Below are 21865 nucleotides of genomic sequence, written 5' to 3'. Positions count from 1 at the left end.
CCTCTCCATCTGTCATCCCCGCGAAGGCGGGGATCCATAGCCCCTGTCGGAGCAATGGAAACGGCAGAGCAGTTGCTGCGGCGATCACTTATCTCTGATGTGTTTATGGATCCCCGCCTTCGCGGGGATGACATGCTGAGAGGCTGGAGCGCAGCATGAACCTCACCACGCCCGCGTTGATGATCCAGGCGACCGGCTCCAATGCCGGCAAGTCGACGATCGTCGCTGGCCTTGCGCGGGCGCTGGTGCGGCGTGGCTTGAAGGTGGCACCGTTCAAGCCGCAGAACATGTCGAACAATGCCGCTGTCGCGGTCGAGGGCGGCGAGATCGGTCGTGCGCAGGCGGTGCAGGCGCGGGCTGCGAAACTTTCTCCGTCCGTACATATGAATCCGGTACTGCTGAAGCCTGAGACGGATACCGGCGCGCAGGTGATCGTGCAAGGCAAGCGCTGGGGCACGCTGCGGGCGAAGAACTATTTGGAGAAGAAGGCCGCATTGCTGCCCGCCGTGCTCGAAAGTTTTTCGCTGCTCGCCGATCAGGCGGACATCGTTCTCATCGAGGGCGCCGGCAGCCCGGCCGAGATCAATCTGCGCGCCGGCGACATCGCCAATATGGGCTTTGCTGCCGCGGCCAACATTCCGGTGGTGCTCGCTGGCGATATCGATCGCGGCGGCGTCATTGCGAGTCTCGCCGGCACGCATCTGGTGCTGGAGCCGGAAGAACGTGCGCGCATCCACGGCTTCATCGTCAACAAGTTTCGCGGCGATCCCAGCCTGTTCGACAACGGCCTCACCGCGATCACGCGGCTGACGGGGTGGCCATCCATCGGTGTGTTGCCCTGGCTGCCGCAGGCGGCGTTCCTGCCCGCCGAGGATGCTGTCGATCTCGATCGCACCCATGCCTCGTCATCGACCCGCATCATCGCCGTGCCGGTGCTGGCGCGGATCGCTAATTTCGACGACCTCGATCCGCTGGGCATGGAACCCGGCGTGAAGTTGGTCTTCGTGCGGCCGGGCGAGGCCATTCCCGGTAATGCCGACGTCGTCATCCTGCCGGGCAGCAAATCGACCATCGGTGATCTCGCCTTCCTACGTGAGCAGGGCTGGGACATCGACATCAAGGCGCATGTGCGCCGCGGCGGTCATGTGCTCGGCCTGTGCGGAGGCTACCAGATGCTGGGTAAGACGATCGCCGATCCCGATGGTGTCGATGGTTCGCCGGGCACGGTCGATGGGCTCGGCCTGCTCGATATCGTGACGCTGATGAGCGCGGATAAATCCACGACGCTGGTCACCGGTACGCATTGTGCGACTGGCGCCGCCATCGAAGGCTATGAGATTCATCTCGGTCGCAGCGAAGGTGGCGACTGCGCGCGGCCGCTCGTGATGATCGATGGACGACCTGATGGTGCTGGGTCAGTCGATGGACGCGTGCAGGGCACCTATGTCCACGGGTTGTTCACCGGCGATACCTTCCGCAAGGCGTGGCTGGCCAATCTCGGCATCGCGTCGTCGCTCGCCTATGACGCGCAGATCGAAGTTGCGCTCGATGCGCTCGCTGACCATTGCGAAAAGCATCTGGATATTGATCGACTAATCGAGATTGCCCGCAGCCGTCACAGCAGCAGCGCGAGCGCAGCATAGATCGCCGCCTGCAAGACGCAGGCTGCGACGAACACGCGAAGTGCCCGGCCGATGTCGTCAGGCGCTGCGGTTCGGCCTTCGGCATTGAGATAGGGATCGTTGACAGCGCCCTCGGCATAGACGCGGGGTCCAGCTATTGCGATCCCGAGCGCGCCAGCCATGGCACTTTCCGGCCAGCCGGCATTGGGCGAGCGGTGCTTTCCCGCGTCGCGCAACATGATCTTCAATGATGAGATGATCGATCCGCATGCGACCGGCGCAGCGAGCGCGACCAATATTCCCGACAGTCGTGCCGGGATCAGATTGACGAGATCGTCGAGCCGTGCGGCGGCCCAACCGAAATCCTGATAGCGCGTGCTGCGATGACCGATCATGGAGTCCGCCGTGTTGATTGCCTTGTAGGCGATCAGGCCGGGCAATCCGAGCAATGCCAGCCAGAACACCGGCGCGACAATGCCGTCGGAGAAATTTTCGGCGGTGGATTCTATCGCCGCGCGCGATACGCCGGCTTCGTCGAGTTGTTCAGGATCGCGCCCGACGATCATCGCAACGGCCTGTCGCGCCGCCGGCAATCCGGCCTCGGCGAAGGCGCGGTGCACGCGGGCCACATGCTGATACAGGCTGCGTTGCGCAATCAGTGTCGAGGCAATCAGGGTCTCGATTGCAAAGCCGATCCAGTTGTCGTTGAGGAGATCGGTGAGCAGTCCGCCGACAAGTATTGCGACACTGACCAGCGCGATGATGGTGACGACGCCTGCCAGCTTGCGCCGCTGACGCGACCAGTCTTCACGATTGAGCCAGCGTTCCAGCCAGCCGATGCCGTTGCCGATCCAGACGACCGGATGCGGCGCGCGTCGCCACAGCCAGTCGGGATCGCCGATCACGGCATCGAGCAGCAGCGCGGCGACCACCAGCAGGAGCGCGTCGCCATGCACCAGCATCAGGGCGCCACGCGGCTGATTTCGGCGGTCAATCGGTCGAGTGCTTCCACCATGGTCGGACCGCCGCAGGCGGTGAGGCGCTCGGGCAGCACCAGTCGCTTCGACGCCGGATAGAATGTCTCCAGTGCGGGATGCAGCAGGAAGGCGCGGCCTTCGTCTTCGGCGAAATCAGTATTGTCGGTGACCAGCAGCAGATCGGGCCGCAGCGTGACGATGGCCTCCAAGGAGGCGAAGCCGCCAGCCTTGAGGCCGAGCTCGCCGCCGGCATTGCGCAGCCCGACCGCTGATAGCAACGATGTGGTCAGATTTTCGCCGCCGGACACCCAGCCGCGCCGCGACACCGCCAGCACGCGCAACGGCTTGCGCTGTACGGCGGCATGGGCCTGCGCGATTGCAGTATCCAGTTTCGCGATTTCGGCTTCAGCACGCTCCGGATGCCTGACCAGCGCGCCCATCTGGCGGAGCTGTTTCTTGACGTCGTCGAGCGAGCGGGCGGGATCGAATTCGGTGACCTTCAGTCCCTTGTCCTTCAGGAGTTCGCGGGTCGCGCGCTTGGTGAAGCGACCGGCGACGACGACGTCCGGCTTCAGCGCTAGCACGTCCTCGGCCTCGCCGGACAGCAGGCGGAACGCCTTAGCCTTGTCCTTATCCCATGAGCGGAACGGATCGCGCGCATAGGGGCTGAGGCCCAGGACCTGCTCGGGATCGGCGAGGGTGACCAGCAGTTGATCGGTGCAGAGATTGATCGAGGCGATGCGCGGCAGATCGGCCGCACTGGCCTGCAGCGGCACGCATGCGAGCAGTGCGAGTGTCGCAGTCGCGAGCGGCCAAAGCCTCTCGCGCTTCGCCCGATATGATGGCATGACACAGGCATGAAACATGGTGGCGATCTCACGCAGGCGATGGCTGAATTCGGCGGCGCGCCGGACCAATGGCTCGATCTCTCGACCGGGATCAATCCATGGCCGTGGCCCATTCCTGCCAACCTGCCGAGCCATCTTTGGGAACGCCTGCCGACGCGCGCCGACGAACAGTCGCTGCTGTCCGCCGCGCGCAGCGCTTATCATGTGCCTGATAGCGTCGATGTCGTTGCCGCTGCCGGTACGCAGGCTCTGATCCAGTGGCTGCCGCATCTCGCCGTGCCCGGAGCCGTTGCCATCGTCGGGCCGACCTATAACGAGCATGTCGCGGCTTGGCGCGCGGGCGGACACGAGGTTGGTGTGATCGGCAGCCTCGGCGCGCTGCCGGATCATGCCAAGCATGTGGTGATCGTCAATCCCAACAATCCCGACGGGCGTGTCGCCGTGCGCGACGAGCTCGCCGATGTTGCGGCAATCCTGCAACGGCGCGGCGGCTGGCTGGTGATCGATGAGGCCTTCGCCGATGTCGATCCTGCGATCAGTGCTGTCGGCCTGTGCGCGACACTGCCGATTGTTATTCTGCGCTCCTTCGGAAAATTCTACGGTCTCGCGGGCCTGCGTCTCGGCTTTGCGCTCGCGGCGCCACTGATCGCGCAGCGTATCGCGACCGCCATCGGCCCATGGGCCTGTTCCGGACCGGCGCAGGTCATCGGCGCGGCCGCTTTGCGCGACGAGCGCTGGGCCACGCAAACCCGTGTCGCGCTGGTCGCGCAGGGCATCAAGTTGGACAACGTGTTGACCGATGCCGGTTTCGAGATTGTCGGCGGCACGCCGCTGTACAGGCTGGCGCGACATGCAGACGCCCTGAAATGGCATGCCGCATTGGCCCGGCAGCAGATCTGGTGCCGCCACTTCGACTGGAGCCCTGAGCTGCTGCGGTTCGGCTTGCCGCCCGATACGGCTGCTCTGAGCCGGCTTGCTGCTGCGCTGGCGAAATAGCCGCCACATCCCTCAGACTCCCGCCCAAGGCAGGATAATCGTTTCGTTTCGGTGTTCGGCGCGATAGGTGCTGATGCGGAACACATTGGCGACGATGTCATCGGACAGCGCCTGTTGCGGCGCGCCTTGGGCCGCGAGGCGCCCGTCGGACATCACCAGCACCGTATCGGCAAAGCGTGCTGCGAGGCCGAGATCGTGGGTCACCACGATCACCAGCACGCCGCTGTCGGCGACATCGCGGAGGTTCTTCATGACGTCGATCTGGTAACGCGGATCGAGCGATGCCGTCGGCTCATCCGCCAGCACGATCGGGGCCTCGACAGCGAGGACGCGGGCGAGTGCGACGCGGCTGCGCTCGCCGCCGGAGAGTTCGGTCACACGCCGATCGGCAAAGGCGACGATGTCGGTGGCCTGCATTGCGCGCTCGACCGCAGCCCTGTCCGATGATGTCAGCCGCGCCGGATCGGTCGCGCCGTGCGGGTAGCGGCCGAGAGCGACGACGTCCTTCACATCGAGCGGCCAATGCACGACATGGCCTTGCGGCAGATAGCCGAAGCGCTTTGCGCGCTCGCGGAGCGACAAGGACGCCAGTGTGTCGCCGGCGACATGGATCGCGCCGGTGGACGATTGCAAGCCTGCCAATGCGCGCAGCAGCGTTGTCTTGCCGGCGCCGTTCGGGCCAACCAGGGCGACGAGGTGCTGTCGGTGCAGCGAGAGCGAGACATCGTGCAGCACCTCGCGCGCTGAGAGCGTGACGCTCAGATTGCTCGCGGTCAGCAGCGCCTGATCGCTCATGCGACGCCTCCGCCCAGAGCGCGCCGCTCGCGCATGATGAGATAGAGGAAGAATGGCACGCCGATGATCGAGGTCAGGACGCCGACCTTGATGTCTGTGGTCGACGGGATGATGCGCACGGCGATATCCGCGGCCAGCAACAGCGCCGAGCCGGTCAGCGCGCTCGGGATCAGCAGGCGTGCGGGATCATGGCCGATGATCGGGCGCATCAGATGCGGCGCGATGAGGCCGATGAAGCCGATCGTGCCGGTGACAGCAACAGCGCCGCCAACGCCGAGCGCGACGCCAAGAATCACCAGCAGGCGCAGGCGGCTCACATGGACACCGAGGCTCTGTGCGGTTTCTTCGCCGAGGCTCAATGCACGAAAGGCCGAGCGCTGGCTCATCAAAATGATCGCGCCGGCGACAATGAACGGCAGCGCCAGCGTGACGTGACGGAAGCTGCGGTCTTCCAGTGAACCGAGCAGCCAGAATGCAATTTCGAGCGCGGCGAAGGGATTGGGCGACAGGTTCATCACCAGCGCCGTCGCAGCACCTGCGAGACTTGAGATCGCAAGCCCGGCGAGGATCAGCAGCAACAGGCCCGCATTGCGACCGGCGATACCGAGCAGCACGAACACCGACAGGAACGCCATCGTGATGCCGGCAACAGGCAGCGCCCATGAGCGCACATCGGCCCAGCCGAGCGAAATCATCAGCACCGCGCCGAAGGCCGCCGATTGCGGTGCGCCGAACAGTGATGGCGAGGCAAGGGGATTGCGCAGCAGGCCCTGCAGCGCGGCGCCGGACAGACCGAGGATCGCGCCGATGGCCAGCGCAAGGATCGCGCGGGGCAGGCGGATTTCACGCACGATGATCTGATGCACGTCGCTGCCGCCGCCGAACAGTGCATCGAGCACCGTCAGCGGCGAGAGTTTGACAGGTCCCGTGCCGAGCGAGCCCAGCGCCAGCAGCGTCACAAGGCCGACGAGCGCGATTGTCGCGATCGTTCGGCGTTGTGCTGCTGGCGCTGCGGTTACCATGTGGCGTTGAAGCCTGCGTAAGCCGCAGGCCCCGTGGTGCCGAAGTTCAGCACTTCCTGATAATGCTCATTCAGGATGTTCTCGCCGCGGGCGAAGATCTTCCAGTTCGCATCGATCTTGTACTCGGTATAGAGGTCGACGCGGGTATAGGCATCCACCTGACCGACCTGATTGGCACTGCTGAAGCGCTTCGACACCGTGGTGACACGCGGCTCGATCATCCACTTGTCGGTCGGGGTGATCGTGAGTGCGAAGCGGGCGAAGTTCTTGGGACGACGTGCCAGCACGGTGTCGGTGCCGAGATCCTGCGCGTGCAGGTAGGTGTAGGCCACGTTGAATTTCACCCAGCCCGGAATCACATCGACATTGCCGCCGACTTCGAGACCACTGGTTTCGGCGCGCGCGACGTTGACGTAATAGCCGAGTGGACGGGACGCATCGGAGACAAAGTTGATCAGATTGCTGTAATCGGTGGAAAAGCCTGTGACCGACAGCACGACGCGGCCGTTGAAGAGGCTCTGGTCGATACCGGCGTCATAGCCGAAATTGGTTTCCGGCGTGAGGTTTCTGCTGCCGTAGGTCGTGTCGTAAAGCTGAAACAGCGTCGGCGCTTTTGCGCCGGTGCCTGCGCTGGCACGGAACTTGGTGCCGGTTTCTGTAATGTTGTAGGCAGCCGTAGCGCGCCATGTCTCGAAACGGGCAACGTCGACGACGTCATCGACCCGGCCGCCGAGCGTGACGTTGAGCCGTTCACCGATCGGCACAGACCACAAAGCGAAGATCGAGTTGGTGTCCTGCTGTTTTGACAGCAAAGGTGTCTGAGGACCCGCAATAGGCGAGATGTTTGTGCTGTAGGTCTGCGCGGTCTCGCTCTGCGTCTTGGCGCCATAGACGAGTGAGCCGAATGCGCCGAGCTTCAAGGTTGCCTGATATTCGGCGCCAAGGCTGTTGCCGACATAGTCCGAGATCTTTGTTGTCGTATTCGCCGGCAGCATGTTGGTCTTGTAGCTGACGTCGGTGAACGAGCGCTCGGTATGCGTATTCGATACCGTAACATTATGGGTCAAAATGCCGCCGAAGGAATCGATGCCGACGCGGCCATAGACGGTCTGCAGCAGACGCGTCGCCGCCGATGGCGTATCCGGGAGCGTTCCGGTTGCCGCGTCATAGGCCGAGCGCGTGAACGAATGGACGATGCCGGACTCCAGCCGGATGCCTTCGCCGGCATCGTAGCCGATGCGCGCAGAGCCGCCGACGCGATCGAAGCTGTCGTTTTCGAGATTCGGAAAACGTGCTTCGAGGGCAGGGATGCGATAGCCGTAACGCGAGAAGCCGTTGCTGTGCTGGCCGCCGCCGGTGAAGGCATAGGACCACGGACCGTTGGAGCCGGTCAGCGATCCCTGCGTCATGACAGTGCCATAGCTGCCGGCTTCGGTGCGCACATTGACTTGCGCAGGGCCGGAGCCTTTTTTGGTGATGATGTTGACCACGCCGCTCATGGCGTCGGAGCCATAAAGCGCGCTCTGCGGCCCCTTCAGGACTTCGATGCGCTCGATGGCCGAGGGCGTGAACATGGCGAATTCGAAATCGCCTGATGCAGCCGTGGGATCATTGACGCGGATGCCGTCGATCATCACCAGCGTCTGGCCGGTGTTGCCGCCGCGCAGGCGCACATTCGCGGTGCCGCCGGGACCGCCGTTTTCACTGATGTCGAGACCGGGCACGGTGCGCAGCGCATCGACCAGCGAGCCGGGATTGCTGGTCGCAATGGTTTCGCCCGAAACGACGCTGATCGAACTGCCAGTGCGATTGAGCTGTTCGGGTGCTCTGTCCGCCGTCACCACGATTTCGGAGAGTTGCTCGGCACTGGACTGCGCATGGGCAGCACTGTGAGAGCAGGACAGAACAACAACGGCCGCAGTGCCTGCGGCCAAATTCCGGATAGTCATTTAACCCCTTCCGTCGACCCACCGTCGAACGAGTGTGAAACTCGTTACCGGCCGGTCTCCTGGCTCGCGGTGGTCTCCCGGTCCGCCTTCCCGAATCTGCGATGCAAATTCAGTGGCTTTGTGGACCCGGAATGGCCGCTTACAGTTGCGGGGGCAGCCGCGGCATAGGGGATATTTCCCCGCACCGCATTCCCGTTTCACCTCCTCGCGGAGGCACCGATAACACCAGACAGGAAGCACAGCGCGCCGCGCGGTGCAACAGCCATCACCGCGTTGTGGACTCTATTGCTCGTGCTGTAGCGCGGCGAGCACGTCGTCGGGGCGCTCGACCATCATCATGTGGCCAGTGCCGGGCAGAATCACCGTGCGGGCGTTTTTCAATGCGGCGGCCAGGGTCTTGCCGGCCTTGGCGGGAGTCATCATGTCCCGCTCGCCGAGGATGAGCGTGACCGGGATATCAAGCTGGCCTGCAGCAGTCAGCGCATTCTGGTATGTATTGCAGGCGTTGAGATCGGCGAACAACACGCCCGGCTTTGTGGCTTCGAGCACGCGCTGCGCACCGCTATGCATCCACAACCCCGGCGCGAGGCTGCCGCCGAGTTCGGCGCGAAAGCCGAGCCCCCAGATCGACACCATGTCGATGGCGGAATGCTGATTGGCTTCGGCGTCCTTGAGCAGATCCGGGCCGACGGTCATCGTCCCCGCCGTGCCCATCAGATCGAGGCGCGTGACTTTACCGGGATGCCGCGCTGCAGCCTCCAGCGCGATCAGCGAGCCCATGGAATGGCCGATCAGTCGCGCAGTCTTTGCGCCTGCAGCCTCGATCAATGCTGCTGTCCAGTCTGCGAGATCGGCGATGGTCGTGAGCGCTTCACCCTTTGAGCGACCATGGCCGGGCAGATCCGGCGCCAGCACGGCGAAGCCATGATGCGCGAACCAGCGCGTATGCAGCGCCCATGTCGAGTGATCGAAGCCGGCGCCGTGGATCATCACGACCACCGGCAGGGAAGGATCGAACGTGCGGCCGCCATTCGCGATATAGGTCTCGTGACCGTTGACGGTGAGTTGCATCGCTCAGCCCTTCTGCGAGATGCGCAGCGCCTGCGCGAGGTCATCGATGATGTCATCGGCGGCTTCGATGCCGACCGACAGCCGGATCAGCTCCTCGCCGATGCCGGCGGCCTTGAGCTGCTCGGCGTCCATTTGCTGATGCGTGGTGCTTCCGGGATGAATGACCAGTGTCTTGGCGTCACCGACATTGGCAAGATGGCTGGTCAGCTTCAGTGCCTCGATGAATTTGCGACCGGCATTGCGGCCGCCCTTGATGCCGAAGGAGACGATGGAGCCGGCGCCGCGCGGCAGCAGGCGTTTCGCGAGTTCGTAATCCGGATGGTTCTCCAGCGACGGATGCAGCACCCAGTCGACCGCCTTGTTGGCCGTGAGCGCCGCCAGCACCGCATGCGTATTGGCCATATGGCGCTCCATGCGAATGCCCAGCGTCTCGACGCCCTGCAGCAGCTGGAATGCATTGGTCGGCGAAAGACACGCGCCGAAATCGCGCAGGCCTTCGGTGCGGGCGCGCATGATGAAGGCGGCAGTGCCGAACTGCTCGTCGAAGACGATGCCGTGATAGCCGGCATAGGGTTCGGTCAGTTGCGGGAACTTGCCAGAGGCGTGCCAGTCGAAACGGCCGCCGTCGACGATGACGCCGCCGATGGCGATGCCGTGGCCGCCGATCCATTTGGTGGCGGAGTTCATCACGATGTCGGCGCCGAGCTCGATTGGCCGCGACAGGAACGGCGTCGCGAAAGTATTGTCGATCAGCAGCGGAATCTTTGCGGCATGGGCGATGTCGGCAACGGCGGGAATGTCGAGCACTTCGAGGCCGGGATTGCCGATGGTTTCGCCGATGACCAGTCTGGTGTTGGGCTTGATCGCCGCCTTGAAGGCGTCGAGATCGCGCGGCTTGACGAAACTCGTGGTGATGCCGAAGCGCGGCAGCGTGTGGGCCAGCAAGTTGATGGTGCCGCCATAGAGCGAGGACGACGCCACGATGTGATCGCCGGCATTGAGCAATGTCGCTATGGCGAGATGCAGTGCCGCCATGCCTGACGCGGTGCACACGGCGCCGACGCCGTTTTCGAGTGCGGCGAGGCGCTCTTCCAGCACCGCCGTCGTCGGATTTGAAATACGCGTATAGATGTGGCCGGCACGTTCGAGATTGAACAGCGCAGCAGCGTGATCCGAATCCTGAAACACGTAGGACGTGGTCTGGTAGATCGGCACGGCGCGCGCGCCGGTGATTGCGTCCGGATGCTGGCCGGCATGCAGACTCAGCGTTTCAAAAGCAGGCGGTTTGGGTGCTGGCATGGTGATTTCATCCCTGGACGCAATTTGCGCCATCTATGGCACGAATCGGATGCGAGTGTGAGTCGGCGATACTTCAACTGATGGAACGAAATGCGGAGCGGCGACTTATACGAGGTCGATCACGCGGGAGAGTTATCATGAAGAAATTGCTGCTGTGCACTGCGGTTGCCGGTCTCGCGTTTTCATCGGTTGCGGCCGAGGCGAAAGGCTGTATCAAAGGCGCGATCATTGGCGGAATCGCCGGCCACTATGCAGGACATGGCAAGGTCGGCGTCGTTGCGGGGTGCGTGATCGGACGCCACGAGGCCAACAAGGCCGATGCGGAACGGGCGCAGAAGGCGCAGCATCCACAGCCGCCGAACGAGAATGGTCGCATCTAGATCGGCGTTGGTCTCAACGCTGGACGATGTTGCTAAAATTTGATGGACTAGACCGGTTCAGTAGAGCCTCACCCTCATCAGGTTGGGGTTCTTTTCGTCTCTGTACGATACCGGACGAGATTGGGCGTAGACGTGGTGCTGCATCGGGATGTGTTTTGGCTCGGCAAACAATGGGCCGTCACCGGCTATGGAATTCAGGCTGTCAGCCAGAAGCACAATATGAAGTTCGATATCGAGGTGTCGCAGATCTGGAACGAGGATCTGGATGCGCTGATGCGCGATGAGCCATGGTTCGATGCGCAGGATTTTGCACAGGCCGTCGATCGCGCGAGGCAGCGTGCGATGGAATCACCGCTGACGTTCAAGCCACCGCTGAGTGATGAACGATAGCGGCAGCGCATCATTGCAGGATTCAAATTTCAAACAGCCACTGTCCTGAAAACATGCGTTCGCATTCTCGCGGCGCTTGCGCGTCCGAGCTATGAGCATTCCTTCGACCCTCTTCGAAAAGAGGGCGTGCGGAACGCCGGGTGCCCGATGCACCCTTGGGCCTGATGCGAATGCGGTCTTCCGCATGGGGTAATGCATCAGGACTTTCGGAAGCACGAGCGATTGCCCGACGTTCCGCATGCGGTGTTTTTTCGGTTGCTTGCACTTTGCCTCGACGAACGCACCGATCGCGAATTAAAGTCCCAAGGCGATGGGAAGGGAGCCTCAAGCGACTGGGCCGAACGCGTTTCGATTTGGTCGTCCGTCACACTGTCCAGAGCGTCTTTCCATCCGAAGGCCGGCCGTCTCCTTGCCAGTGGCAGTGCTGGCGCAGATCCCTCCTGCCCGAAGACAGGCGTCACCCCCAAACCGCGTAACGCCGCATCTCCGGCGTCCACCGCATCCCACCCCGCGAACGTGACGATCGCGCTCGCCCCTCTCATCGAGGCCGGACGGATAGGAATATAGTCCATGCCGGGATATTGTCAACGGGAGATAGGAAAAAATGTTTGACGTCTTCCTGCCCCACACTCGTCATTCCCCGGCAAACCAATTGGTTTGCCTGAGGGCGTGGCCGGCGTAAGCCGGACGCGACCCCGGAATCCCAGCATGTTCAGCAACACCTCAAGATTCCGGGTTCGCACTACGCGGCTGCGCCGCTTCGTGCGCCCCGGAATGACGAGCAAGGAGGCCCCAGAAGGACAGTGTTGGAGAGGGAACGCAGTCTACAGGCAACGCCGCCAAAAACTGCGGCTTGCTTCTTTCGCCCTCTGCTGCAATCTGGATGGATCACTGTCAGTCACTCCAATTACGAGATTCCACGGATGAGCCAGCTCAAAGTCCATGTCGGCGACTTCACCTTCGACGCGAAATTCGAGGAGAAGGACGCCCCCAAGACCGTCGCCGCCTTCAAGAAGGCGATGCCGTTCGTCAGCCAGGCGATCCATGTGCGCTGGAGCGGCGAGGGCGTCTGGATGCCGCTTGGCGATCTCGATTTCGGCGTGCCCTATGAGAACCACACGTCGTTCCCGGCGCCGGGCCACATCATCCTGTATCCGGGCGGCATCAGCGAGACCGAGATCCTGCTGGCCTATAGCGGCGTGCATTTCGCCAGCAAGATGGGGCAGCTCGCCGGCAACCATTTCATTACGCTGACCTCGAACCTCGAAAATCTGAAAGAGATGGGCAAGACCGTGCTCTGGAAGGGCGCGCAACCCGTTCGTTTCGAGATGGTCTGATGGCCGGGAGCGATTATCCCCGCGATCTCCGCGGCTACGGCCGCAATCCGCCCGATCCGAAATGGCCGGGTGGCGCGCGCGTGGCGGTGCAGTTCGTCGTCAATTTCGAAGAGGGCGGCGAGAACAACATCCTGCATGGCGATCGTGCCTCGGAAGCGTTTCTCTCGGACGTGCTGGGTGCGCAGCCCTGGCCGGGTCAGCGCCATGCCAATATCGAATCCATGTTCGAATATGGCTCGCGCGCCGGCTTCTGGCGGCTATGGCGGATGTTCACCGAGCGCAATATGCCGACCACGGTTTTCGGCGTCGCGACAGCGCTGCAACGCAATCCCGAAATCGTCACCGCGATGCAGGAGGCGAAGTGGGATATCGCCAGCCACAGTCTGAAGTGGATCGAGCACAAGGATATGTCGGAGCCCGAGGAGCGCTTCGAGATCGCCGAGGCGATCCGCGTGCATACCGAGGCGACCGGTGCACGCCCGACCGGCTGGTACACCGGCCGCAGTTCCATCAACACCATTCGTCTGCTGATGGAAGCCGGCGGCTTCAAGTATCTGTGCGATAGCTATGCCGACGATCTGCCGTACTGGATCAAGGGGCCCAGCGAACCGCAGCTCATCATTCCCTATACGCTCGATGCCAATGACATGCGCTTCGTCAACCCGCAGGGTTTTGGTGGCGGTGACGAGTTCTTCACTTACCTGAAGGATTCGTTCGATGTGCTGTATGCGGAAGGCGCGACGTCGCCGAAGATGATGACCGTGGGCCTGCATTGCCGCGTCGTCGGGCGGCCTGGTCGTGCGGCGTCGCTGATGCGGTTTCTCGATTACATCGGTAGCTTCGAGCGCGTCTGGGTGCCGACGCGTCTTGATATCGCCGAGCACTGGCACGCCAATCTGAAACATCTCGCCGCCGACGCCCGTGCCATCGGATAGACCAGGATTGGGATAAGCCCTGTCATGACAGAGAAGACGCTGGACGAACTCAACGCCTGCAGCAAAGCGGATTTCGTCGCAGCGCTGGCGAATATCTTCGAATATTCGCCGTGGATTGCGGAGAAGGCCGCGGACAGCCGGCCCTTCGCGGGCGTGAAGCAGTTGTTCGCCGCGATGCGTGGGGTGGTCGAGGAGGCAGCTGCAGGCCAGCGGCTGGCGCTGATCAAGGCGCATCCAGACCTTGCCGATAAAACGCAACGCGGCGATCTCCTGACGGCGGAATCCAATGCCGAGCAGAACAGCGTCGGGCTCGACCGGCTCTCGGAAGCCGAATACGCCGCCTTCGATCGCGTCAACAATGCCTATCGCGCAAAATTCGGCTTCCCTTACATCGTCTGTGTTCGTCGTCACACCAAGGATTCCATCCTCGCGGATTTCGAGAAGCGGTTGCCGAACGACCCGGCCGCCGAAGTCACCGCATCGGTCGCCGAAATCTGCAAGATCGCGGCGCTGCGTACCGATCTTTTGGTCGACGGGCCGGATCGTCTACAGGTGCATGGCCGGCTCTCGACTCATGTGCTGGATACCCATAGCGGCAGACCTGCGGCCGGGATTTCGGTCGAGCTTGTCGAATTGTCGAAGCTTGGCGTCAGCCGCGTGATTGCGCGCACGCTGACCAATCACGACGGCCGCACCGATGTGCCGCTGATCGGCGGCCGCCCGGTGCCGATCGGACGCTATGAACTGACCTTCAAGGTCGGCAGCTATTTTGCGGAGCGGGGCGTGCCGATGTCCGATCCTCCGTTCCTCGACGAGATCCCGTTGCGCTTTTCCGTCTACGAGCCCGAAGGCCATCTCCACGTGCCGCTGCTGGTGACGCCGTGGAGCTATGGGACGTATCGCGGGAGCTGAGGTTTCCTTCTCCCCGCTTGCGGGGAGAAGGTGGCGTCGCGAAGCGACGACGGATGAGGGGGAGCCAGCGAGTAAAACACTGGCTCCCCCTCACCCGACTTCCACGCGCTTCGCGCGTTCCAGTCGACCTCTCCCCGCAAGCGGGGAGAGGATAAGAAAAAAAGACGTCAAGCGGGAGAGACACCATGCGCCACATCATTCGTTCGCTGCTCGTGCTCGGCTGCGCCGTCGCCTCGACGCCCAGCGCCTTCGCCTCCGAAGTCCATGTGATGATCTCCGGCGGCTTCACGGCAGCCTACAAGGAACTGGTGCCGCAATTCGAGAAGGCAACGGGCAATACGGTCGTCACGGCCTATGGGCCGTCGATGGGCGAGACGCCGCAGGCGATCCCGATGCGGCTGGCGCGCGGCGAGCCGGCCGATGTGCTGATCATGGTGGGCTATGCGCTGGGTGATCTCGTCAGCAAGGGCAAGGTGGTCGCCGACAGCCGCGTCGATCTCGCAGATTCGCCCATTGGCGTTGCCGTGAAGGAGGGCGCGCCGAAGCCGGACCTATCCTCGGCGGACACGCTGAAGGCGGCGCTGCTGAAGACGCGGACCGTGGCCTATTCAGACAGCGCCAGCGGTGTGTATGTCAGCAAGGAGATGTTCGAGAAGCTCGGCATTGCCGACGCCATGAAGGACAAGGCGCGCAAGATTCCGGCGACGCCGGTCGGCGAGATCGTTGCGAGGGGCGAGGCCGAGATCGGCTTTCAGCAGATCAGCGAGTTGAAGCCGGTCAAGGGCATCGACATTGTCGGCCCGCTGCCGGCGGAGCTGCAGAAGATCACCGTTTTCTCGGCGGGGCTTGCGAGCAATGCGCCGCAGCCTGATGCCGGCAAGGCGCTGATCGCGTTTCTGTCCTCGAAACAGGCCGCGCTGGTGATCGTGGCCAGCGGGCTCGAGCCCAAGGTGAAGTGAGGCGGCTGTTTGCCTTCTCCCCGCTTGCGGGGAGAAGGTGGCGTCGCGAAGCGACGACGGATGAGGGGGACTCTCCACGAGCCGTGGCGTTCGCGGAGAGTCCCCCTCACCCGACGCCCACATGCTTCGCATGCGGACGTCGACCTCTCCCCGCAAGCGGGGAGAGGTTAAGAGGCAAACTAATGCGTCGCCGCTGCCGCCACGCCCGCCGCTTCCGCCTTTGCGGTCTCGGCATTGCTCACTCCATTGAAGAACGCGTTCAGGATCACGGCCACCAGCGCGCAAAGCAGGATGCCCGACTCCAGCAGCGGGTGCAGGTCATGCGGCAGTGCCTTGAAGAAATTCGGCGACACCAGCGGGATCATGCCGAAGCCGACGGAGATGGCGACCACGAACAGGTTGCGCTGGTTGGTCTTGAAATCGACCGCGGTGAGGATGCGCGCGCCGGTCGCGGCGACCATGCCGAACATCACGAGGCCGGCGCCGCCGAGCACCACCTGCGGCACGGATTCCACCAAAGCGGCCATCTTCGGCAGCAGGCCGAGCACCAGCATGATGCCGCCGCCGGCGATGGTGACCCAGCGCGAGCGCACGCCGGTGACGCCGACAAGGCCGACATTCTGCGAGAACGAGGTGTAGGGGAAGGTGTTGAAGATGCCGCCGAGGAACGTGCCGACGCCATCGGCGCGCAAGCCCTTGGTCAGTGCGTCCCTGTCGACCTTCTTGTCGGTCATCTCGCCGAGAGCCAGGAACATGCCGAGGGACTCGATCATCACCACGATCATCACGATGCACATGGTGACGATGGGCACGAGATGGAATTGCGGCATGCCGAAATGGAACGGCAGCACGATGTCGACCCAGCCGGCAGTGCCGACCTTGTCGAAATGCATCACGCCGAGCACGCTGGCAAGGATCGCGCCCGCGATGATGCCGAGCAGCACCGAGACGTTGGACAGAAAGCCGGTGCCCCATTTGATCAAAGCAAGGATCACGACCAGCACGAACAGCGCGATGCCGAGCCCCTGCAACTGGCCGTAAGCCGGATTGGGGAACGTGTGCGGAACGCCATCGATGATCTTTGTGAACATGGGTAGTCCGCCACCAGCCCAGTTGATACCAACGCGCATCAGGGAGATGCCGATCACCATGATGATGGTGCCGGTGACCACCGGTGGAAACAGCGGCAGCAGCCGGCTGATGAAAGGCGCGACAAGGATGCCGAAGATTCCGGCAGCGATGACCGAGCCATAGATGCCGAGCAGGCCGATATCCGGGGCGGCGGCCATCGATAGCATCGGGCCGACCGAGGCGAAGGTGACGCCCATCATGACCGGCAGGCGGATGCCGACGCCGGGAAAGCCGATACACTGGACCAAAGTCGCAAGGCCGCAGGCGAACAGGTCTGCGGAGATCAGGAAGGCGACGTCCTGCGGTGGCAGCTTCAGGGCGCGGCCGATAATGAGCGGCACCGCGACCGCGCCGGCATACATGACCAGAACGTGCTGCAGGCCCAGCGCGAGCAGGCGCGGCATCGGCAGCATCTCGTCGACGGGATGGACGCTCACTGTCATTGATCTAGCCCCTTGCTTAGGTGATGAAATATTGTGGCATTATGATCGTCAGATACAAACCTCGTGCCAGACGCCGCTGAAAGCCGTTTCGCCCCGGTGGTGTGGTGACCGGTGGCACGAAGGTTGCTCGAAGCGAGCATTGCTCAATATATTGCCCGGCGACCGGGGTTCCCTGGTCGCCAACACGGACTGGAGGTCGCGCGTGCCGCTGATCAAGAACAGATATGGAAAAGGCCGTGTCCGCATCATGCGGATCCATCGCGACGGCGACAAGCAGGATGTCAGCCAGCTCAGCATCAAGGCGATGCTGGAAGGCGATTTCGGCCGGGCCTATACCGACGCCGACAACTCCACCTCGACATCCACGGACACGATCAAGAACATCGTCAATGTGGTGGCGCGCGAGAATACCGCGCTGTCGACGGAGGAGTTCTGCCAGGTGCTGGCGAAGCGCTATCTGGACCTGTATCCGCAGGCGAGTTCCGTCAGCATCACTGCGCATGAGACCAAGTGGGCCCGGCTGGCTGTCGACGGCGGACTACACCCGCACGCATTCCTGCTCGATAGCAACGGCAAGCCGACCGTCGAGATCCATGCCACGCGCGATGGCACGGTCATGAGTTCGGGCCTCGACGGCTTCACTTTCATGAAGTCGACGCAGTCGGGTTGGGAGAATTACTACACCGACAAATATTCGACGATCCAGCCGACCAGTGACCGCATCTGCGCGACATCGATGGTGGCGTCATGGACATGGTCTGGCAAGCCCGCCAGCTATCCCGCGACCAACAAGATAATTCTGGACACGCTGCTGAAGGAATTCGCGACGACCTACAGTCCGAGCGTGCAGAACAGTCTGTATCGTATGGGCGAGAAGGTGCTGGCCGCTGTGCCGGAGATTTCCGAGATCAGCATGGCCTGTCCGAACATCCACTACATCCTGATGAATCTCTCGGCCTTCGGTCTCGACAACAACAACGACGTGTTCCTGCCCACGGACGAGCCGCATGGGCAGATCGAATGCACGGTGGGGCGGGGGTAGTTTTGCTTAACCTCTCCCCGCTCCCACGCGAAGCGAAGCTTCGCTAGGCGGGGAGAGGTCGCCGCGTCTTCGCGGCGGGTGAGGGGCGGGGCACTGCCGTCTTCAGGTGTCATCCCCGCGAAGGCGGGGATCCATAAACACCAGGGATCTGTTTAAAGCGATGTGGTCGTGGCTCTGCCGCTCTTACCTTGATGATCGTGGTTATGGGTCCCCGCCTTCGCGGGGACGACACCTCTACTGACGTCGGCTACTTCCCGAACTTCTTCTGCAATTCCGGAAAGATCCTGTCCGGTTTGAACGGCACCTGCGTAAACCGGATGCCGGTGGCGTCGAACAGTGCGTTGCCCATGGCGGCAGCAACGGGATTGTATGGGCTTTCGCTCATCGACTTCGCCCCCAATGGCCCGATCGCATCATAGGTGTCGGCGAAATACACGTCGGTGCGCGGCAGATCGGCGAAGGATGGCAAATGATAGTCGCGGAACTTCGGATTGACGACGCGGCCGCGTTCGTCGATCACCATCTCCTCATAGAGCGTGGCCCCCAGCGACTGCGCGACGCCGCCTTCGATCTGGCCGCGGAGCTGCATCGGATTGGCGACGGCGCCAGCGTCCGCGGCCTGCACGCTCTTGAGAACCCTGATCGCACCGGTCCCCTTGTTCACCGCCACGCGAAATCCCTGGACGTTGAAGGCGACCGAACGCGGGGTGCCGCCCGAAGTGCCGGTGGCGCTGCGTGCATTGCTGTCCGCCTGCATCGCTGCCACCAGTCTTTGCGCGGCGTCATGGGTGGCTTTGCCAGCGACGAATGTGCCGGCGCTGCCATAGGCGCCGGTGTCGTGGCCGCCATTCCGCGTATCGGACTGGCGCAGATGAATCTGCTCGACAGTGCAGCCAAGTGTCGTGGCCGCGATCTGCCGATGCACCGTCGCGGTGCCATTGCCGAATTCAGCGGTGCCGACCGTGAGATCGTAACCGCCGTCGTCACGTTTGGCGATGACGACTTCGGCGATGTGGCCCTGCGGCGGCACTGTGTCGATCATGGTGAGCGCGATGCCGTCGCCGATCAGCCAGTCGTCATCGAGGTCGTGTTTTGTCTCGACTTGCATCGCGCGCTCGACGAGGTCGAGGCACTGGTCGAGACCGTAACTTCCGATCAGCACATCGTCGTAGTGCGTGCCGGCGGGCGACAGCATGGGATCGCCGGGCTTGATGACGTTGTGCCGGCGGAAATCATACGGGCTGATGCCGAGCTGCGCGGCGAGATTATCGATGGCGGCTTCCACCGCGAACAGCGTTTGCGGCAGGCCGTAGCCGCGAAACGCGCCGGCTGGCACCGTGTTGGTATAGGCGACCACGGCATCAACCTTCTTGTTGGCACAGTTATAGACGCCGAGTGATTCACCGCAGGCGTGAAACAGCACCGGGCCCGCATGATTGCCATAGGCGCCGGTGTTGGAGAGCACGTCGAGCTGCAGCGCGGTGAGCTTGCCGTACTTGTCGGCACCGGCCTTGACGGTGACGCGCATCGGATGCCGCGTCGATGTGGCGATGAATTGCTCCTCGCGGGTCAGTTCCCATTTCACCGGGCGGCCGGTCTTGAGTGCGGCCAGCGCGAGAATGTCCTCGACGAACATTTCCTGCTTGCCGCCGAACCCGCCGCCGACGCGTTCGCAGAACACGCGGACCTTGTCAGAGGGAAGGTCATACAATTGAGCCAGTGCGCGGCGTGTCAGGAACGGCGTCTGCGTGCTCGAGCGAATATTGAGGATGCCGTCTGCATCGAGCCAGGCGATGCCGCCATGGGTCTCGAGATGGCCGTGCTGCACGCGTTGCGTGGTGAATGTGCCTTCATAGGTGACGGCCGACGAGGCCAGCGCTGCCGCGACATCGCCGAATTCGCCGTGTGTTTCGGCGATGACGTTGCGTGCCGCATCGCTGACGCGATGGATCGGCGTCTTGTCGGGATGAATGACCGGCGCGCCCGGCGCGATGGCGGCAGCGGGATCGAACACCGCGGGCAGGATGTCATAGACAATGTCGATGCGGCGGCAGGCTTCCTCCGCGATCGCTTCGCTGTCCGCAACCACGGCGGCGACTTTCTGGCCAATGAAACGCACGGTGTCGTCGAGGATCCGTGTATCCTCGGGATCCATTGCATCGATCTCGTGACGGGCGGTGGAGAACAACGTGGCCGGAGTATCCGCATGGGTCAGGACCGCATGCACGCCCGGCATAGCCCGTGCTGCTGATGAATCAATCGACACGATGCGGGCATGGGGATGCGGCGCGCGCAGCATCTTGATATGCAACAACCCGTCCATGGCGACGTCAAATGTGTAGCGCGCCTTGCCCGTTACGACCTGGGGACCAGCGGGCGCGGGCAGGCTGCGGCCGAAGGCGGTGCCGGGCTCGGCGTCTTCCACATTGGACTTACCGTCGAGTGCGTCTTCGATCGCGCGGTAGCCTGTGCAGCGACACAGATTGCCCTTCAATGACGCTCCGAGATCGGCGCGCTGTGCCTGATTGAGCGACGCGCAGGTCACGATCATGCCGGATGTGCAGAAGCCGCACTGGAATCCTTGTGCGTTCAAGAACGCCTGCTGCATCGGATGGATGCCGCCTTCGGACGCGAGACCTTCGATGGTAGTGACCGCATGGCCGTCGGCACGAAAAGCCGGAATGATGCAGCTATGCACGGGCTCGCCATCGAGCAGCACGGTGCAAGCACCGCAGTCGCCAGCATCGCAGCCTTTCTTGACGCCGAAATGGCCGAGCTCGCGCAGGAAGGTGCGCAGGCATTGGCCGGCTTGCGGCTGCTTCGAAAAGCTGTGGCCGTTGATCTCGAAACTCATGGCCCGAAGCCCCGCAGCTCGGCGCGGATCTCTTCTGCGAGCCGCAGCGTCATCTGCTTGCGCCAGGCCGGCTTGCCGTGAACGTCGTCGTGATAGAGGTTGTCCGGAATCCGGTCGAGGATTGCTTCTTCGAGCGTGTCGGTATCGGGAAGTGTTGGGAGCGCGATATGAACAGGACGCTTCGTCGAAGCCGTGATCGTCAGCCGCAAGCCATCCTCATCAAGGCTTCCTATCAGCAGCGCAGCAGATCGCCCGACCGGCGTCAGCGAGATCTGGCGGAATGCCGAGCGGCGTCTGAGGGAGGCAAGTGGAATGGCAATGCTGCGCAGGAGATCACCCGGCATCAGCACATTGCTTTGATCGCCGGTGACGAAGTCCACGACGTCGATCGTGTTTGCGCTGCCACCGGCCTTCCAGATTGTGCAGACACCATCGAGCGCGGCGGTGAGCGCGATCATCGGGCCGGCCGGCAGCGACATGCAGAGATTGCCGCCGACCGTTGCGGTCTTCCAGATTTTGAAGGAAGCGAGAAAGGCGCGGCAACATTGATTGATAAGCGGCGATGCGATCCAGTCGGGCGGGCAGGGCAGCGCGTCGAGCTGTGCCACTGTGCAGGTCGCAGCGATCTGTAATTCGCTGTCGGTGACGGTGAGGGCCGGCCATTTGAGATCGGTGAGGTCGATCAGCCGCGTCAGGTGGCTCTGTGGTTCGGAGAAAAGCCAGGTGCCCCCGGCGAGCCATGCATCCCCGGCAGTCCATGTCGGTAACTGTTCCCGCGTCGTGGGGCGGGCAACGGACGTGACCGTATTCAAATCCATAGGGCGGTTATGCTTTCACTCGGCAATGACCCCTTGAAGTATCATTGTGAACCTTGCAAGACCGACGCCAAGTCGCCGACAATTG

General features: G+C 62.9%; 19 protein-coding genes and 1 riboswitch. Of the genes, 9 read left to right on the top strand and 10 right to left on the bottom strand.

All coding sequences use genetic code 11. The annotated features are described in order from the left end of the window. The first annotated feature begins 155 nt into the window (after positions 1-155). The gene (locus CHC01_RS16300; RefSeq protein ID WP_089265280.1) at positions 156-1643 is read left to right on the top strand and encodes a cobyric acid synthase; all 1488 of its coding nucleotides are present in this window, start codon (positions 156-158) and stop codon (positions 1641-1643) included. On the opposite strand, the gene cbiB is transcribed toward CHC01_RS16300, so the two are convergent. Beyond that, on the bottom strand, positions 1616-2584 hold the full coding sequence (gene cbiB / locus CHC01_RS16295; RefSeq protein WP_089265279.1) for an adenosylcobinamide-phosphate synthase CbiB: 969 nt from the start codon (positions 2582-2584) through the stop codon (positions 1616-1618). The two genes, CHC01_RS16300 and cbiB, sit on opposite strands and share 28 nt — an antisense overlap. After that, positions 2584-3465 carry an ABC transporter substrate-binding protein gene (locus CHC01_RS16290; RefSeq protein WP_244558380.1) on the bottom strand — a complete coding sequence of 294 codons (882 nt, stop codon included), beginning with the start codon at positions 3463-3465 and terminating at the stop codon, positions 2584-2586. The genes cbiB and CHC01_RS16290 overlap by 1 nt, the downstream gene beginning before the upstream one ends. Between CHC01_RS16290 and cobD the strand changes: the two genes are divergently transcribed. After that, complete coding sequence (gene cobD, locus CHC01_RS16285; RefSeq protein ID WP_089265277.1) at positions 3457-4443, top strand: threonine-phosphate decarboxylase CobD; 987 nt, start codon at positions 3457-3459, stop codon at positions 4441-4443. The genes CHC01_RS16290 and cobD overlap by 9 nt on opposite strands. 12 nt (positions 4444-4455) lie before the next feature. On the opposite strand, the gene CHC01_RS16280 is transcribed toward cobD, so the two are convergent. The 5 genes from CHC01_RS16280 to CHC01_RS16260 form a co-directional block, all read right to left on the bottom strand. Further along, positions 4456-5238: an ABC transporter ATP-binding protein gene (locus CHC01_RS16280; RefSeq protein WP_089265276.1), complete on the bottom strand. Its 783-nt coding sequence runs from the start codon at positions 5236-5238 to the stop codon at positions 4456-4458. Beyond that, positions 5235-6260, bottom strand: coding sequence for a FecCD family ABC transporter permease (locus CHC01_RS16275; protein ID WP_089265275.1), 1026 nt, complete (start codon positions 6258-6260; stop codon positions 5235-5237). Before CHC01_RS16275 ends, CHC01_RS16280 begins: the two co-directional genes overlap by 4 nt. After that, entirely contained in the window at positions 6254-8209 is a 1956-nt protein-coding gene (locus CHC01_RS16270) for a TonB-dependent receptor plug domain-containing protein (protein ID WP_089265274.1), read from the bottom strand. Before CHC01_RS16270 ends, CHC01_RS16275 begins: the two co-directional genes overlap by 7 nt. 32 nt (positions 8210-8241) lie before the next feature. After that, a riboswitch (cobalamin riboswitch) is annotated at positions 8242-8445 on the bottom strand. 46 nt (positions 8446-8491) lie between these two features. Then, positions 8492-9280 carry an alpha/beta fold hydrolase gene (locus CHC01_RS16265; protein WP_089265273.1) on the bottom strand — a complete coding sequence of 263 codons (789 nt, stop codon included), beginning with the start codon at positions 9278-9280 and terminating at the stop codon, positions 8492-8494. A 3-nt stretch (positions 9281-9283) separates the two neighbouring features. Next, complete coding sequence (locus tag CHC01_RS16260) at positions 9284-10579, bottom strand: O-acetylhomoserine aminocarboxypropyltransferase (protein WP_089265272.1); 1296 nt, start codon at positions 10577-10579, stop codon at positions 9284-9286. Positions 10580-10716: 137 nt separating this feature from the next. On the opposite strand from CHC01_RS16260, the gene CHC01_RS16255 reads away from it, so the two are divergent. The 6 genes from CHC01_RS16255 to CHC01_RS16230 all read left to right on the top strand — a co-directional run bounded on the left by CHC01_RS16255 (position 10717) and on the right by CHC01_RS16230 (position 15492). Beyond that, positions 10717-10959 (top strand): hypothetical protein, encoded by a 243-nt coding sequence (locus CHC01_RS16255; RefSeq protein ID WP_068734329.1) that lies wholly within the window; start codon positions 10717-10719, stop codon positions 10957-10959. A gap of 120 nt (positions 10960-11079) precedes the next feature. Next, positions 11080-11349, top strand: a complete 270-nt coding sequence (locus CHC01_RS16250) for a hypothetical protein (RefSeq protein ID WP_141137111.1) — start codon at positions 11080-11082, stop codon at positions 11347-11349. Between the two features lie 923 nt (positions 11350-12272). Continuing rightward, positions 12273-12686 carry a DUF3830 family protein gene (locus tag CHC01_RS16245; RefSeq protein WP_068735441.1) on the top strand — a complete coding sequence of 138 codons (414 nt, stop codon included), beginning with the start codon at positions 12273-12275 and terminating at the stop codon, positions 12684-12686. Continuing rightward, a complete protein-coding gene (puuE, locus tag CHC01_RS16240) occupies positions 12686-13621 on the top strand; it encodes an allantoinase PuuE (protein ID WP_089265270.1) in 936 nt (311 codons plus the stop codon). Before CHC01_RS16245 ends, puuE begins: the two co-directional genes overlap by 1 nt. 24 nt (positions 13622-13645) lie before the next feature. Continuing rightward, complete coding sequence (gene uraD, locus CHC01_RS16235) at positions 13646-14533, top strand: 2-oxo-4-hydroxy-4-carboxy-5-ureidoimidazoline decarboxylase (RefSeq protein ID WP_089265269.1); 888 nt, start codon at positions 13646-13648, stop codon at positions 14531-14533. A gap of 185 nt (positions 14534-14718) precedes the next feature. Further along, positions 14719-15492: a substrate-binding domain-containing protein gene (locus tag CHC01_RS16230; RefSeq protein ID WP_089265268.1), complete on the top strand. Its 774-nt coding sequence runs from the start codon at positions 14719-14721 to the stop codon at positions 15490-15492. A 179-nt stretch (positions 15493-15671) separates the two neighbouring features. On the opposite strand, the gene CHC01_RS16225 is transcribed toward CHC01_RS16230, so the two are convergent. After that, on the bottom strand, positions 15672-17066 hold the full coding sequence (locus tag CHC01_RS16225; RefSeq protein WP_089265267.1) for a nucleobase:cation symporter-2 family protein: 1395 nt from the start codon (positions 17064-17066) through the stop codon (positions 15672-15674). 202 nt (positions 17067-17268) lie between these two features. Here CHC01_RS16225 and pucL point away from each other — a divergent pair, with 202 nt between their 5' ends. Further along, on the top strand, positions 17269-18108 hold the full coding sequence (pucL, locus tag CHC01_RS16220) for a factor-independent urate hydroxylase (protein WP_176454607.1): 840 nt from the start codon (positions 17269-17271) through the stop codon (positions 18106-18108). A gap of 247 nt (positions 18109-18355) precedes the next feature. Here pucL and CHC01_RS16215 read toward each other — a convergent pair whose 3' ends face one another. After that, positions 18356-20962 (bottom strand): molybdopterin-dependent oxidoreductase, encoded by a 2607-nt coding sequence (locus CHC01_RS16215; RefSeq protein WP_089265265.1) that lies wholly within the window; start codon positions 20960-20962, stop codon positions 18356-18358. Further along, on the bottom strand, positions 20959-21780 hold the full coding sequence (locus tag CHC01_RS16210; RefSeq protein ID WP_089265264.1) for an FAD binding domain-containing protein: 822 nt from the start codon (positions 21778-21780) through the stop codon (positions 20959-20961). Before CHC01_RS16210 ends, CHC01_RS16215 begins: the two co-directional genes overlap by 4 nt. Between the last annotated feature and the right edge of the window lie 85 nt (positions 21781-21865).

Origin of the sequence: Tardiphaga sp. OK246, assembly GCF_900188215.1 — a bacterium.
Taxonomy (GTDB): Bacteria; Pseudomonadota; Alphaproteobacteria; order Rhizobiales; family Xanthobacteraceae; genus Tardiphaga; species Tardiphaga robiniae.
The sequence above is the reverse complement of the archived record's forward strand: the minus strand, read 5'-3'. Positions and strand labels throughout refer to the sequence as shown.

Bases quoted from the DNA above. Each gene is read 5' to 3' on its own strand.
- CHC01_RS16300 (WP_089265280.1), top strand. From the start codon at position 156: ATGAACCTCACCACGCCCGCGTTGATGATCCAGGCGACCGGCTCCAAT.
- cbiB (WP_089265279.1), bottom strand. From the start codon at position 2,584: ATGCTGGTGCATGGCGACGCGCTCCTGCTGGTGGTCGCCGCGCTGCTG.
- cobD (WP_089265277.1), top strand. From the start codon at position 3,457: ATGAAACATGGTGGCGATCTCACGCAGGCGATGGCTGAATTCGGCGGC.
- CHC01_RS16290 (WP_244558380.1), bottom strand. From the start codon at position 3,465: ATGTTTCATGCCTGTGTCATGCCATCATATCGGGCGAAGCGCGAGAGG.
- CHC01_RS16280 (WP_089265276.1), bottom strand. From the start codon at position 5,238: ATGAGCGATCAGGCGCTGCTGACCGCGAGCAATCTGAGCGTCACGCTC.
- CHC01_RS16275 (WP_089265275.1), bottom strand. From the start codon at position 6,260: ATGGTAACCGCAGCGCCAGCAGCACAACGCCGAACGATCGCGACAATC.
- CHC01_RS16270 (WP_089265274.1), bottom strand. From the start codon at position 8,209: ATGACTATCCGGAATTTGGCCGCAGGCACTGCGGCCGTTGTTGTTCTG.
- CHC01_RS16265 (WP_089265273.1), bottom strand. From the start codon at position 9,280: ATGCAACTCACCGTCAACGGTCACGAGACCTATATCGCGAATGGCGGC.
- CHC01_RS16260 (WP_089265272.1), bottom strand. From the start codon at position 10,579: ATGCCAGCACCCAAACCGCCTGCTTTTGAAACGCTGAGTCTGCATGCC.
- CHC01_RS16255 (WP_068734329.1), top strand. From the start codon at position 10,717: ATGAAGAAATTGCTGCTGTGCACTGCGGTTGCCGGTCTCGCGTTTTCA.
- CHC01_RS16245 (WP_068735441.1), top strand. From the start codon at position 12,273: ATGAGCCAGCTCAAAGTCCATGTCGGCGACTTCACCTTCGACGCGAAA.
- puuE (WP_089265270.1), top strand. From the start codon at position 12,686: ATGGCCGGGAGCGATTATCCCCGCGATCTCCGCGGCTACGGCCGCAAT.
- uraD (WP_089265269.1), top strand. From the start codon at position 13,646: ATGACAGAGAAGACGCTGGACGAACTCAACGCCTGCAGCAAAGCGGAT.
- CHC01_RS16230 (WP_089265268.1), top strand. From the start codon at position 14,719: ATGCGCCACATCATTCGTTCGCTGCTCGTGCTCGGCTGCGCCGTCGCC.
- CHC01_RS16225 (WP_089265267.1), bottom strand. From the start codon at position 17,066: ATGACAGTGAGCGTCCATCCCGTCGACGAGATGCTGCCGATGCCGCGC.
- CHC01_RS16215 (WP_089265265.1), bottom strand. From the start codon at position 20,962: ATGAGTTTCGAGATCAACGGCCACAGCTTTTCGAAGCAGCCGCAAGCC.
- CHC01_RS16210 (WP_089265264.1), bottom strand. From the start codon at position 21,780: ATGGATTTGAATACGGTCACGTCCGTTGCCCGCCCCACGACGCGGGAA.